A 12,693-nucleotide genomic window follows, 5' to 3' on the forward strand; every position below is an offset into this window, starting at 1 on the left:
CCCACCCCTCTTCTCGACACTTTGGAGAGAACCGCGCATGAGTGCACCGCATGGAAAGGCCGCCAGTCCCTTCAAGCAGCCGAAAGCCGTCTGGGCCGTGGCGTTCGCCTGCGTGATCTCGTTCATGGGCATCGGCCTGGTCGACCCGATCCTCCCCGCCCTGGCCGAGAACCTGCACGCCTCACCCAGCCAGGTCTCCCTGCTCTTCAGCAGCTACCTGATCGTGACCGCGGTCGCCATGCTCTTCGTCGGCTGGATATCCAGCCGTATCGGCGCCAAGCGCACCCTGGTCGTGGGCCTGGTCGTCATCGTCGTCTTCGCCGCACTCGCCGGCACGGCCGGTTCCGTCAACGGCATCGTCGGCATGCGCGCCGGCTGGGGCCTGGGCAACGCGATGTTCATCGCCACCTCCCTCGCCGTCATCGTCGCCTCTGCGAGCGGCGGTTTCGGCGGCGCGATCATCCTGTACGAGGCCGCGCTCGGCCTCGGGATCGCCGTCGGCCCGCTGCTGGGCGGGGAGTTGGGCGGCATCAGCTGGCGCGGCCCGTTCTTCGGCGTCGCCGTGCTGATGGCCATCGCGCTGGTCGCGACCCTCGCCTTCGTGCCCTCACTGCCCAAGCCGAAGCGGCCCACCTCGCCGATCGCGCCGCTCAAGGCGCTGCGCCACCGCGGTCTGCTGACCATGGGCATCATGGCCCTGCTGTACAACTGGGGCTTCTTCACGATGCTCGGCTACGCGCCGTACCCGATGAAGCTGAGCGCGCACGAGCTCGGTCTGGTCTTCACGGGCTGGGGACTGCTGGTGGCCGCCTTCAGCGTCTTCTTCGCCCCGCGTCTTCAGGCCCGCTTCGGCACGGCTCCCGTCCTGTACGCCAACCTGCTCGGCCTCGGCATCGTGATGGCGCTCATCGCCGCCGGCGTCGACAACCCCACGGTCGTCATCGTGGCCGTCATCGTCAGCGGCGCCTTCATCGGCATCAACAACACCCTGACCACCCAGGCCGTCATGCTCGTCTCCCCCGTCGAGCGCCCCGTGGCCTCATCCGCCTACGGGTTCCTGCGCTTCATCGGCGGTGGCCTCGCCCCCTTCGTCGCGGGCAAGCTCGCCGACGCCACGGACCTGAGCGTGCCCTTCTATCTGGGCGCCGCCACCTTCCTCCTGGCCATCCCCGTACTGGCCAGCGGCCATGGTCTGCTGCGCAAGGCCGAGGCCGACCCGGTCGAGAGTGAACCCGTCAGCCCGTCGCTCACGCCTGTCGGCAAGACAGCCGCCGCGACCGACGCGCCGCCCGTCATCGTCGCCGTAGGCGCCCACGACAAGGCCGCCCGCATCGTCGACGCCGCGGCGCGGCTCGCTCGCGACACGGGCAGCCCGCTGGAGGTCGTCCACGTCCAGCAGACCGCGGTCGTCGAGGAACAGGCCGTCGACACCGAGACGGACGAACGGGCCCGCGCCGCCCTGACCGCCCACCTCGACCGCCTCAGCGCCGACGGCATCGCTGCCACCGGCCAGATCCTGACGAGCGTCGGCGACCACGCCGCGGCAGGCCGCGCCCTCGCCCACCACGCGGCGGACGTACACGCCCGCGCCGTGGCCATCGGACACTCACCGCGCGGCCCCCTCGCCCAGTTCGCCGACGGCAGTCTCACCACCGCACTCACCCACTCCGCCACGTGCACGGTCGTCCTCGTCGACACCGACAGCACGCCCCGCCACCTGACCAAGGACAGCCTCGCGGAGCTGCGCAACAGCGTGGCCTGAGCGATTACCCTCCGGGCTGTGGTGCCTTTCTGCGCCGCAGCCCGGAGCCGTCTCCACCCACGAAGGCCGCTCAGACGTCATCAGGCGCGTCTGAACGTGCGTTTCGCGAGCAGTCTCTCCAGGACACCGTTGCGGTCGCTGTCCTGGGGAAGCCGTGAAAGGCACTCCTTGAGCCCCAGCAGATTCTCCAGGCGCATGGTCCCCCCACCGGCCTCATCGACGACCGCCGCGATTGCTTGGAAGCCCCAGTACTGACTGAACGGAAGGTGCTCGTCCACGAGGACCGCCTCCGTCAGCAGGTTCAGGAAGTCGCCGTCGGGTCGCGCGTACAGGCGGGCATAACCGGCGAGCCGCGTCCCGGGATCGCTCGACGCGAGCGCGGCCTCCACGTCGAACTCGCCCATGCGTCCGGCAGCGGAGACCAGGCTCGCGAAGATCCGCTCCATGCGCGAGGTTCGCCCGGGGCCCGACTCCTCGTTCTCGCGAACCCACGTGTATTCGCGGGCCAGTTGCTGTGTGGCCGCCAGCATCTCGGCATCGGCCGGTTCGCCCGTGTCCGGGACGCGCGTCATCACGAGCGCGATGCGGGCCGTGCGCGACGCGTCGTCCGCCGCGCGACCGCTCTGCAACGCGTTTTCCTCGGTCGCCTCGATGCGGTCGACGAGTTGCTTGTACTGGAGCTTGGCTCCCCCGGGCAGTTCGATGCTCTCGAAGAGGTCTCCCAGCCACGGCACGACAGCCACCGCGAGCAGCACTACAACGGTTCCGTCGATCCTGATCCCGGGCCGGACCATATGAACGACGCCGGTCGCGAGTGCCGCGCACGTGATGGCCGCGGCCACCACATCCCGTCGCCGGCCTCGGCCGCGCCGGCCGGTCGACCGGTCCCGCCTCGGGTTCTCCTCCGCCATGGCGTCCACCTTGGCAGAGGCTGTCATGCTCGCGCCGGGGAATCCCCCGCCGAAGGCGCCTGCTCGGTCCATGACGCAGGACCGACCGACACCAATTTCGGACCTGGTGTATCAAGTGACCAGTGATATCGGCAGAATTCATGCATCGCACTCCACCATCACGAGGAATTCACATGATCACGCTCACCAAGGAAGACGGACCGGCAGATCTCGACGGTGTGACCCACCTGTCGATCGGCGTGTCCTGGGACCCCACCGCCGGAAGCAGCGGCGGGCTGATGGGCAAGCTCCGCCGGAACGTCGGCACGGACCTCGACCTCATCGCCGTCGCGCTGCAGGGCGCGGACCCGGTACGGCTCGCAGGCCTCGACTCCCTGGACCCGCTGGGCAACGGCTCCTTGGTGCACAGCGGCGACAACCAGACGGGGCGCGGCGACGGGGACGACGAGACAGTGACCGTGGAGTTCGGCCGCGTCCCGGCCAACATCACGTCGATCGTCTTCGTGGCCGCCGCCTACAAGAAGTCCAGCTCCTTCACGAGGGCGCGGAACATCAGCTTCAAGGTGTACGACGCAACCGGCGGCACCTCCCAGCAGGTCGCCGACATCTGGCCGAGCCTGCTCACCAACGACAACGGCTGCCGTGTCGCCAAGGCGGTCCGGGTCAACGGCAGTTGGAAGCTCGAGGTGCTGAACGAGACGGGGAAGATCAAGCAGGGCGACGAGCGGGCGCTGATGCGTTTCGCGGTGAGCAACCGGTAGGCCCTCCGGCGCCCGGTCCCGAACCGGTCAGTGATGCGGCTGCCGGCGCGCCGACGTCGAAGGGTCGCTGCCTGCCGTCAGGTGCGTGGTGAACCACGACCTCGCGAGGTCGGCGACCCGGTCGAGCGCTCCGGGTTCCTCGAAGAGGTGCGTTGCTCCGGGCACGATCTCCAGCCGGTTCTCGCAACGGAGTTGAGCCTGGGCGGCACGGTTGAGGTCGAGCACCATCATGTCGGCCCCGCCGACGATGAGCAGGGTCGGCGCTCGTACGTCGTCGAGGCGGGGTCCGGCCAGGTCGGGCCGTCCGCCGCGGGACACTACTGCGCCGATGTCCGGGTCGTCGGCGGCCGCCCGGAGCGCCGCCGCGGCCCCGGTGCTGGCACCGAAGTATCCGATAGGCGCCGACTCGCGGTCGCGCAGCCAGCGGGTGGCTGCGGCCAGCCTGCCGGCCAGCGTGCCGATGTCGAAGACGTTGTCCCGGTCGGCTTCCTCGGCGGGCGTGAGCAGGTCGAACAGCAGCGTGCCGAGGCCCGCTTCCTGCAACACCTCCGCCACCGCACGATTACGCGGGCTGTGCCGGCTGCTGCCGGAGCCATGGGCGAACATCACCAGGCCCGCGGCCCCTTCCGGCCGTGCGAGGTCTCCGGCCAGCCGGACTCCGGCGGCCTCCACCTCCACGCCGGTCGTCACCGGTGCCTGCCGGACGCGTGCGGGGTCCGCCACGGCCCGTGCCAGACACGCGGCCACTTCCTCGTCCGTGGTCTGCGAGAAGTCGCTGTACCACTCACCGACGGCACCGAACAGGGGTGGTACGGACAGGCACACCACGTCGTCGGCCACCACGCTCAGTCTGCGCACCGCGTCCGGCGGCGCGACCGGCACGGCGAGGACCACGCGGGCCGCTCCCTGTGCCCGTACGACCTGGCATGCCGCCGCCGCCGTGGCGCCGGTGGCAATCCCGTCGTCCACGACGATCACGGTGCGGGCCTCGCCGGTCCTCGTGCGGAACTCGTCGGTTGCCGGAGGTCGCCCGCCGCGGTACTTCCGTGCCCGCCGCTCCAGCTCCTGTCGCTCCACGCGCTCGACGGCGGCGATGCCGTCCGGTTCGATCCCGCAGTGGCGCACGACGTCGTCGTTGAGGACCCGCACGCCGCCCTCGCCGATCGCGCCGAACGCCAGTTCCGGCTGGTAGGGGACGCCGAGCTTGCGGACCACGATCACGTCGAGCGGGGCGCCGAGCGCACGCGCCACTTCGAAAGCCACCGGAACCCCGCCACGGGGCAGCCCGAGGACGACCGGCTCCTCGTCACGCAGATGTTGGACCGCTGCGGCCAGCCGCCGCCCGGCATCAGTACGATCCGTGAACCGCACAGCGCTCGCCCCTCTCAGAGGCCCCCGGAGGTAAGGGCAGACGCCTCCTGCCCCTACCTCCGGGCTAACCCCGTTCGCGGCGCCGCGCAACTCGGGGCGTGCGCACCGCGCGACCTGGGCCGCTCTGCGGCGCGACAATGGTGGTGCGGATGATGCGCTCCTTCGCGGAAGGGCGGCACCCCCTATGGCGTACATATCGGTCACCGCACTGAGCCACCCCGGACTCAGGCGCGAGCACAACGAGGACAGCCTGGTCGTCGGCCCATGGACGCTGTGCGGATCGGTGACGGAGAATCCGCAGACGATGGCGTTCCCGCTCGGCCATCCCCTCGTGGTCGCTGTCGCCGACGGCATGGGCGGGCAGCCGGCCGGCGAGGTCGCCAGCAGCCTCGTCGTCCGCCGGCTCGCCTTGTTCGGGCCTGCGCTGGACGGCGAGGAAGCCGTTCGTGACGCGCTGGGGTTGTGCAATCACGCCGTGTACGCGGCAGCCGACCGCGCCCCGGAACTCTCCACGATGGGGACGACCGTCGCAGGTGTCGTGATCCTCGAACAGGAACTGCTCGTATTCAACGTCGGCGACAGCAGGGTGATCGAGGTGGGCCCGGCCGGTGACGGCATCGATGCCAGTGCCGACGGCGGCCTCACCGATGCGCGGGCCGTCACGGACGACACGCTCCACCAGGTGAGCGTGGACGACAGCCCACCGCCTCCGCAGGGCCGGCGCACCACGTCGATCGTCACGCAGGCGCTCGGTGGCGCACCGACGTTCAGCGCGATCACGCCGCATGTCAGCAGGTCCACGCTCACGCCAGGTACGCGCATGCTGGTGTGCAGTGACGGCTTGACCGATCCCGTACTCGAGAGCGAGATCGACGATGTGCTTCGGGCACACGACGGCGGCCGGGCCGTCTTCGAGCTGTGGAAAGCCGCCATGGCCGCGGGCGGTCCCGACAACGTCACGATCGCGCTCGTCTCCGTGACCGGCTGACCTGGCAACGGCCGACAGGCCCCAGCCATGTGCACCCGCCGGCCCCGTCAGGCCGGGACATAGCGCAGCAGCACGATCCCGCTCCGGAAGGACTTCGAGTCCACGAGCCGCAGTCGCGGAACCTCGTACCCGTCGGGGAAGAGGCGCCTGCCGCGGCCCTGGACGACGGGGTACACGAAGAGGCGGTACTCGTCGACGAGGCCCGCCTCGATCAACGTGTGGGCAAGGCTGATGCTGCCGGTGAGCACGATGTCCTTGCCGCCGTCCAGCGCCTTCAGGGCGGTGACCTCCTTGACCGCGTCGCCGGACAGGACGACCGAGTTCTCCCACTGCGGGTCCTCGATCGAGCCGGACACGACGTACTTCCGCACCTGGTTGAGGTAGTCGGAGATGCCCGTGGTGTCGTCGGTCAGCCCGGGCCAGTAGCCGCGGAAGTCCTCGAAGGTTCGCCGGCCCAAGAGCAGCGCATCTGCCTCGCTGTCCTGACGGTGGCCCTCCTCCAGCACATCGGCCATGTCCGCGTTGCCCTGGGCCTGCGGTTCGAACCAATCGGTGAGCATCTCGACGCAACCGTCGATGGTGATGTTCTGGGTGATCGCCAGAGTCCGCATACCGCGCCTCCTCCTGAGCCGTGGTTGGTCCACCCTTCCTGACCGCGCCCGCCCCGGAAAATCATCGGCGGCCCTCATCCGGCCGGCGCCGTGATGAGGCACCTGGGGCGCCGGCAGTGTCACAAGTCGGCACCCGGAGCACGGCGTGACCGGTCCAACACCGGTGTCGCCCTCAGGCGTTGAGGGTCTTGAGCAGTGCGGCGAGACCGTCCGCGTAGATGCCGTGGAAGAGCTCCTCGACATCGGCCTCGCTGACGCCGACGGGCGTGAACGAGCCCGTCCATTCCACCTGCGACGTTCCGGGTGCGCCGGGTATGTCGCGCACCGTCAGCGTGGAGAGGTAGTCGGTGACAGGGAAGGGCGCCTGCTCGATGGCGTAGGAGTAGGTGCGTTTGTCGTGGTCGAAGGCCTTGAGGCGTTCGACGATGACGCCGCCGTCCTGGTTGGTCAGGCGGCGGACGCGGCCGCCTTCGCTCAGCTCGCTCTTGGGGATGTACGGGAGCCAGTCGGGCAGGGAGTCGAAGCCGCCGATGAGCTGCCAGACGTCGTCGGCGGATCGTGGGAGGTCGATGGTGGCGGTGGCGGTGGCGGCCATGTACTGCTCCTTGTGTGTGCCGTGGAATCGGGGTCAGGCAGTGAGGGTGGGGGCGTCGGCGGCGATGAGCTGCTCGTCGCGGAGCGCGGTCCACAAGGCGGCCGGGACGTTCTCGTTGAGGGCGGCGACGTCTTCGGCGATGCGGCTGGGCCGGGTCGCGCCGGGGACGACGGCGGCCGTCGCCGGGTGCGCCAGGGCGAACTGCAGGGCAGCGGCCTTGATGCTGACGCCGTGCGCGGCGGTGAGCGCCTTGATCCGCTCGACCTTGGCGATGATGTCGGCCGGGGCCTTCTGGTACTCGAAGTGCTGGCCGCCGGCGAGGATGCCGGAGCTGTAGGGTCCGCCGACGACCATGTCGACGTTCTGCACGGTGGCGGCGGGCAGCAGGCGCTGCAGGGACCGGTTGTGGTCGAGCAGGGTGTAGCGGCCGGCCAGGAGGAACGCGTCGGGCTTGGGCTCGTCCAGGTCGAGGGTGAGCTCGATCGGCTCCACGCGGTTGACGCCCAGGCCCCATGCCTTGATGACGCCCTCGTCGCGGAGGTTCTGCAGGACGCGGAAGGCGCCGGTGCGCGCCGTCTCGTAGACGGCGAGCCAGTCGTCGCCGTGGAAGTCCTGGGCGACGTCGTGCACCCAGACGATGTCGAGTCGGTCCGTCTGCAGGCGCTTGAGGCTGTCCTCGATGGAGCGCAGGGTGGCGTCCGCGGTGTAGAGGTCGACCATCTTGTTCGCGCGGCCGTGCTCGAACAGGCCGCCCTTCTCGCCCAGGTCGCGGTCGGCGGGGTCCTCCAGCTCGTCGAGGATGACGCGGCCGACCTTGGTGCTGAGCACGTACTCGTCGCGCGGTCGGCCGGACAGCACCTCGCCCAGGCGCAGCTCGGACAGGCCCGCGCCGTAGAAGGGCGCGGTGTCGAAGTAGCGAATGCCCTGGTTCCAGGCGGCTTCGACGGTGGCCGCGGCTTCCTCGTCCGGGATGCTGCGGAACATGTTGCCGAGCGGGGCGGTACCGAAGCCGAGGGAGCCCGGCAGGAGGGACTTGATGCCCATGATGGGAGACTTTCTGTTCGATGCGTAATGCGGCGATCAGGACGTTTTGTTCTGCTCCGCGGCTCTTGCTCTGTCGAGGTTAGGATCTAGGGGTCAGACTGTCCAAGACTTGCTTGGACACACTTGAGCCCTCCGAGGTCTTACATGCTTGACCTGCGACAACTTCGCTATTTCGTGGCCGTGGCCGAGGAGGAACACGTCGGCCGCGCCGCCGATCGCCTGCACATTTCCCAGTCACCGCTGAGCCGGCAGATCGCCCAGCTGGAGAAGAACCTGGGCCTCACCCTGTTCGAGCGCAGCCAGCAGCGCCTCCGCCTCACCTCCGACGGCCGCGTCTTCCTCACGGAGGCCACGGCCCTGCTGCGGCACGCGGACCGGCTCGAGAATCTCGGCCGCCGCATGGGCCGCGGCGAGGAAGGCGGCCTGTGCGTGGGCTACGTCGGCGATGCCATGCACACCGGGATCCTGCCCCAGGCGCTGCGCGCCCTGCACGACGAGCGTCCCGGCATCCACGTTGCCCTCTACGACCTCACCGCGGCCCAGCAGTTCGAGGGCCTGCGCCAACGCAGCCTGGACATCGCCCTCGTGCCGGAGGCACCCCCCGAGACGGACCCCGACCTGCGCAGCGCTCTCCTCCTCGAAGACCCCCTGCTCCTGGCCATGCCGAGCAGCCACGCACTGGCGGGGCGGGCGGAAATCCTGCCCGAAGACCTCGACGATCAGCCGTGGATCGCCATCGAGAACAGCCAACAGCCCGCCTGGCGCGACGACTTCGTCGCCTCCTGCGCGGCGGCCGGGTTCACGCCGGACATCCGGCTCGAAGCCCCCGGGCCTCTCACCGCTCTCGGCCTGGCCGCGTCCGGCCTCGGCATGACGCTCGTCCAGGAGAGCATGCTGCGAGGCGACACCCCAGGGGTCACCGTCCGTGAACTCCCCTGGTTCCAAAGGTCAGTACGCCTCTGGGCAGCGTGGCACCAGATCGATCTGCGCCCGGTCGTCACGTCCTTCCGCGCGACCGTACTCAACACCAAGGACACCGCGGATGAACCCGTCAGGTGAGGCCGGCGGCGGCCTGCTCCCCCGTGCTCCGGGGCGCCTTCTCGCGGCGCGGGAGCAGCAGCGGGGTGGCCAGGAGCACGACTCCGGCGAGCGCGATCGCGATGCGCGGGCCGGTGACGGCGGCGACGACACCCCACACAGCCGTCAGAGCCGCGATCGAGAGGCTGCTGCTGACCGACCACGCGGACAGCGTGCGGGCGACCCGGTCCGGGTCGGCGTGTTCGAGCCGGTAGGTGGCAAGCACCGGATTGAACAGACCGCAGCAGGTCACCAGGCCGAGCTGGACGGCGATGACGAGCACGATTCCGGGGACTCCGGGCTGGACGAACGCCAGTCCGATGGGCCAGCACGCACGCAGCGCCCCGACGATGAGCATCACCTTGTGCTGCCCCAGCCGTGCCACGAGCGGGTGCGCCACGCGTGAGCCGATGAGTCCACCGATGCACGGGGCCGCGAACGCGAGACCGTACTGCCAAGGTGCGAAGCCGAGTCGGCCCAGCATGAGCACGGCGATCAGCGGCTCGGAGGCCATGATGAGGCCGTTGACAACGATCGAGTTGAGGAACAGCGGGCGCAGCGTGCGGTGGCCGAGGATGTAGCGCCAGCCTTCGAGCAGATCACCGGCGCGCAGCCGCGGTGCGGCGGCCCGCGCGGGGCGCGTTTCCGGCCCTCCGATGGCGCGGATGCCGAGCGCCGAGAGCAGGTAGCTGACCGCGTCGGCAACCACGGTCGTCACGGGGCCGAACATCCCGATCGCGGCCCCGCCGAGCGGCGGCCCGACCACGATCGAGGTCCATGTCGTGGACTCGAACCGGCCGTTCGCGACGAGCAGGTCCTCCGGCGGCACGAGCGACTTCAGATACGCGCCGCCGGCCGCCTTGAAGGCGATGTCGGCCGCGGCGACGACGACGGAGACGACGAGGAGCTGGGCGAAGCTGAGCCGGCCGAACGCGAACGCGGCGGGGACGCTCATCAGCGCCGCGAACCGGATCAGGTCCATCGCGATCATGACGGGCCGCTTACGCCGGAACTCCATCCACGGCCCGAGCGGCACCACGACCACGGCCCCCACGGCCCGCCCCGCGGCGGCCAGCGCCGCCACCTGGGTCGGCCCGGAGTGCAGCACGAGGATCGCGATCAAGGGAAACGCGCCGAACCCGAACCCCGTGCCGTACGAGCTGACCGCGAACGCCGCCCACAACCACCCGAACCGCCGCCCCAGCGCCCGCCTGCCCTTCACGCCCACCGCACCTCTCGCCGCCCCGATCAACCACACGCTGACCACCGACATCAAAGCGAGGAGCATACGACGAGATCAAACAACCGATCCGCCATGAGAACACAACCCGTCGTTGTACCCGGGACGAGGCCTTGCACCCGGCATGCCGAGAGCACGCACCAAACGCCGCGGCGCCGCCCTTCGGGCGACGGCGGGAGTTTGAAGACATTGCCTGGGACGTCACTACTGGCCTGGTCGCTTCCCCCACTCCAAGGAGCGGGGGAAGCGACCTGACCTGTCGGGAGGAGGCCTCAGCGCTTGAGCGTGAAGGTGAAGTCACCGGAGAGCTTGGCGCTCAGCCGGACTGCCGAAACGAGCTTTCCCTCCTCGATCAGTCTCTCGACCTCGGTCCGCGACAGACCGCAGCCTTCAGCGATCAGTCGCGCCGGCCGGACAGGGATCCGCGCCGCAAAGCGGACCAGGACGTCGATCACCTCGCGGTCCAGGTGATCCGATCCGCCGGTGTCGAGGCGCCACGCGTTGTCCCAGTCGAGGGCGATGCGATTACGGCGCCGCACGACCGGATCCTGGAGCAACTCAGCTGCCAGGCCAGGGTCGTTGTCATGCATCCGGTCCAGCAGATCGGGCCGTACGGAGCGCACGTTCATCCGCTTCAGGACCGTGAGCTTTGTGGTTTCCCCGCAAGCGGTACAGAGCGCGAGGAGCCAGGCGTCGATGAGCTTGTGGTTGGCGTTGACGCGGAATTTACCGTTTGCCCGGAAGCGGTCCGACGCGCACGCATGGCAACGGCGGAGAACGAGCGGCAGGCAGGTGGGCATGACCACCCAGCTATTGAGCACAGAAGTACACCGGTTTCAGTGAGAAGTCCGCAGCAAAAAGGAGCGCGGCGCAATTGCGCGACGCGCGACAAATCAGCGCTTGGGAGGTCTCACAGGGTGTACAACGGCACGTCCTTGCCTGGGCGACTTGGTTCGGCAGCACGGTAATGGCCCGCTGCGGCGCTGTTCCAGTGGTTTTCGGATCCCGCCGGCTCACTCTCCGGTCCACCGGACAGGCTCTGGAGCACTAGACGGCCGTACGGCTGCCGTCCACAGGCACGACGGCACCGTGCATGAAGCCGGCGCTGTCGGTGGCGAGACAGTCGATGGCGGAGGCCGCATCCCCGCAGACGGCGCACTGCCTGCCGCATTTGTGTGCCCGCCCGTTGGGCGAGGAGTGATGATGTGACCATGGCGTTCTCGACGGCGTTCACAGAGATGTTCGACGTGCGGTACCCGATCGCACTCGCGCCGATGGGTGGGTCGGCCGGCGGCGCACTGGCCGCGGCTGTCTCGCGCGGCGGTGGATTCGGGATCCTCGGCGGCGGGTTCGGGGACCCGGAGTGGCTGGCACGCGAGGTGCCCATCGTGGCGGGCACGGGAAGTCCATGGGGCGTCGGATTCCTGACCTGGGGAATCGACGTCGGCGTGGTGGAGCGTGCGCTGGAGTACGGGCCGAGGGCTGTGATGCTGTCGTTCGGCGATCCGAGCCCCTATGCGGAGCCTGTCCGCCGGGCCGGAGCTCTGTTGATCCTTCAGGTCACCGATCTGGACGAGGCCAGGCAGGCCGCGGACCTGGGCGCCGACGTGATCGTGGCCCAGGGAACCGAGAGCGGGGGGCACGGAGCCGCGCGCGGGCGCTCCACGTTGCCGTTCGTGCCAGCGGTCGTGGATCTCGTGGATCCGGTGCCGGTACTGGCGGCCGGCGGGATCGCCGATGGCCGTGGCGTGGCGGCCGCACTCGTGCTGGGCGCTGCCGGAGCGCTCATCGGAACCCGCTTCCAGGCCACCGCAGAGTCCCTGGTCGACCCCTCGATCGCCAAGGCGATCGTCGAAGGACGCGGGCAGGACACCGAGCGGAGCACGCTACTGGACATTGCCCGCGGCTCCCGATGGCCCGCAAAGTATCCCGCCCGAACCCTCGGCCACCCCTACCTCGACACCTGGCGCGGCCGGGAGGCCGAACTCGCCGCCGACCCCCAAGCCCGTCAGGACTACCAGGACGACATGACCCGCGGCACCATCCCCCCGCTGCCGGTCTGGGCCGGCGAAGCTGTCGACCTCATCACCGACCTCCCCTCGGCAGCCGACCTCGTCACCACCCTGGCCACGCAGGCCGAGGAGGCGCTGGCCCGCGCGTACCCCCGCTGACATACCAACTGCCCACGCGGCTAAGGCTCATGGGCCGAGCATGCTGGGCGTGGCCGGCCGGCGACTACGGCGAGGGGCTGCTTCTTCCACGCACCTTGAGCCACTCCTCCAGCAGAGGGATGACGACTCGGATGTCCTCACCCTCCGCACTTTTCGCGTCGA

12 protein-coding genes are annotated in these 12,693 nt (G+C 69.7%); 5 read left to right on the forward strand and 7 right to left on the reverse strand.

All coding sequences use genetic code 11. The features are described from left to right. The first annotated feature begins 37 nt into the window (after nt 1-37). Nucleotides 38-1,762 (forward strand): MFS transporter, encoded by a 1,725-nt coding sequence (locus tag ACY0PA_RS04460; protein ID WP_473083435.1) that lies wholly within the window; start codon nt 38-40, stop codon nt 1,760-1,762. Nucleotides 1,763-1,842: 80 nt separating this feature from the next. Here ACY0PA_RS04460 and ACY0PA_RS04465 read toward each other — a convergent pair whose 3' ends face one another. Continuing rightward, the gene (locus ACY0PA_RS04465; RefSeq protein ID WP_473083436.1) at nt 1,843-2,700 is read right to left on the reverse strand and encodes a hypothetical protein; all 858 of its coding nucleotides are present in this window, start codon (nt 2,698-2,700) and stop codon (nt 1,843-1,845) included. A 146-nt stretch (nt 2,701-2,846) separates the two neighbouring features. Between ACY0PA_RS04465 and ACY0PA_RS04470 the strand changes: the two genes are divergently transcribed. After that, a complete protein-coding gene (locus ACY0PA_RS04470; RefSeq protein WP_473083437.1) occupies nt 2,847-3,434 on the forward strand; it encodes a TerD family protein in 588 nt (195 codons plus the stop codon). A 27-nt stretch (nt 3,435-3,461) separates the two neighbouring features. Here the strand turns inward: ACY0PA_RS04470 and ACY0PA_RS04475 are convergent, their stop codons facing one another. Further along, complete coding sequence (locus tag ACY0PA_RS04475) at nt 3,462-4,805, reverse strand: phosphoribosyltransferase family protein (RefSeq protein ID WP_473083438.1); 1,344 nt, start codon at nt 4,803-4,805, stop codon at nt 3,462-3,464. A gap of 184 nt (nt 4,806-4,989) precedes the next feature. On the opposite strand from ACY0PA_RS04475, the gene ACY0PA_RS04480 reads away from it, so the two are divergent. Further along, the gene (locus ACY0PA_RS04480) at nt 4,990-5,793 is read left to right on the forward strand and encodes a PP2C family protein-serine/threonine phosphatase (RefSeq protein ID WP_473083439.1); all 804 of its coding nucleotides are present in this window, start codon (nt 4,990-4,992) and stop codon (nt 5,791-5,793) included. Between the two features lie 47 nt (nt 5,794-5,840). On the opposite strand, the gene ACY0PA_RS04485 is transcribed toward ACY0PA_RS04480, so the two are convergent. The 3 genes from ACY0PA_RS04485 to ACY0PA_RS04495 form a co-directional block, all read right to left on the reverse strand. Continuing rightward, nucleotides 5,841-6,404, reverse strand: a complete 564-nt coding sequence (locus ACY0PA_RS04485) for a dihydrofolate reductase family protein (protein ID WP_473083440.1) — start codon at nt 6,402-6,404, stop codon at nt 5,841-5,843. 172 nt (nt 6,405-6,576) lie between these two features. Next, nucleotides 6,577-6,999 carry an SRPBCC family protein gene (locus tag ACY0PA_RS04490; protein WP_473083441.1) on the reverse strand — a complete coding sequence of 141 codons (423 nt, stop codon included), beginning with the start codon at nt 6,997-6,999 and terminating at the stop codon, nt 6,577-6,579. 33 nt (nt 7,000-7,032) lie between these two features. After that, complete coding sequence (locus ACY0PA_RS04495) at nt 7,033-8,043, reverse strand: aldo/keto reductase (protein ID WP_473083442.1); 1,011 nt, start codon at nt 8,041-8,043, stop codon at nt 7,033-7,035. 144 nt (nt 8,044-8,187) lie between these two features. Here ACY0PA_RS04495 and ACY0PA_RS04500 point away from each other — a divergent pair, with 144 nt between their 5' ends. After that, on the forward strand, nt 8,188-9,102 hold the full coding sequence (locus ACY0PA_RS04500; RefSeq protein WP_473083443.1) for a LysR substrate-binding domain-containing protein: 915 nt from the start codon (nt 8,188-8,190) through the stop codon (nt 9,100-9,102). Here the strand turns inward: ACY0PA_RS04500 and ACY0PA_RS04505 are convergent. Beyond that, nucleotides 9,095-10,342: an MFS transporter gene (locus tag ACY0PA_RS04505; RefSeq protein ID WP_473083444.1), complete on the reverse strand. Its 1,248-nt coding sequence runs from the start codon at nt 10,340-10,342 to the stop codon at nt 9,095-9,097. The two genes, ACY0PA_RS04500 and ACY0PA_RS04505, sit on opposite strands and share 8 nt — an antisense overlap. A gap of 290 nt (nt 10,343-10,632) precedes the next feature. Next, nucleotides 10,633-11,181, reverse strand: a complete 549-nt coding sequence (locus ACY0PA_RS04510; protein WP_473083445.1) for a DUF1062 domain-containing protein — start codon at nt 11,179-11,181, stop codon at nt 10,633-10,635. Nucleotides 11,182-11,571: 390 nt separating this feature from the next. Here ACY0PA_RS04510 and ACY0PA_RS04515 point away from each other — a divergent pair, with 390 nt between their 5' ends. Continuing rightward, nucleotides 11,572-12,531 carry an NAD(P)H-dependent flavin oxidoreductase gene (locus ACY0PA_RS04515; protein WP_473083446.1) on the forward strand — a complete coding sequence of 320 codons (960 nt, stop codon included), beginning with the start codon at nt 11,572-11,574 and terminating at the stop codon, nt 12,529-12,531. Nucleotides 12,532-12,693 lie beyond the last annotated feature (162 nt).

Source organism: Streptomyces sp. DS1-CR2 (assembly GCF_055760475.1).

What these genes read in the sequence shown, in the direction of transcription:
- ACY0PA_RS04460 (WP_473083435.1), top strand. Translation starts at nt 38, where the DNA reads ATGAGTGCACCGCATGGAAAGGCCGCCAGTCCCTTCAAGCAGCCGAAA.
- ACY0PA_RS04465 (WP_473083436.1), bottom strand. Translation starts at nt 2,700, where the DNA reads ATGACAGCCTCTGCCAAGGTGGACGCCATGGCGGAGGAGAACCCGAGG.
- ACY0PA_RS04470 (WP_473083437.1), top strand. Translation starts at nt 2,847, where the DNA reads ATGATCACGCTCACCAAGGAAGACGGACCGGCAGATCTCGACGGTGTG.
- ACY0PA_RS04480 (WP_473083439.1), top strand. Translation starts at nt 4,990, where the DNA reads ATGGCGTACATATCGGTCACCGCACTGAGCCACCCCGGACTCAGGCGC.
- ACY0PA_RS04485 (WP_473083440.1), bottom strand. Translation starts at nt 6,404, where the DNA reads ATGCGGACTCTGGCGATCACCCAGAACATCACCATCGACGGTTGCGTC.
- ACY0PA_RS04490 (WP_473083441.1), bottom strand. Translation starts at nt 6,999, where the DNA reads ATGGCCGCCACCGCCACCGCCACCATCGACCTCCCACGATCCGCCGAC.
- ACY0PA_RS04495 (WP_473083442.1), bottom strand. Translation starts at nt 8,043, where the DNA reads ATGGGCATCAAGTCCCTCCTGCCGGGCTCCCTCGGCTTCGGTACCGCC.
- ACY0PA_RS04500 (WP_473083443.1), top strand. Translation starts at nt 8,188, where the DNA reads ATGCTTGACCTGCGACAACTTCGCTATTTCGTGGCCGTGGCCGAGGAG.
- ACY0PA_RS04515 (WP_473083446.1), top strand. Translation starts at nt 11,572, where the DNA reads ATGGCGTTCTCGACGGCGTTCACAGAGATGTTCGACGTGCGGTACCCG.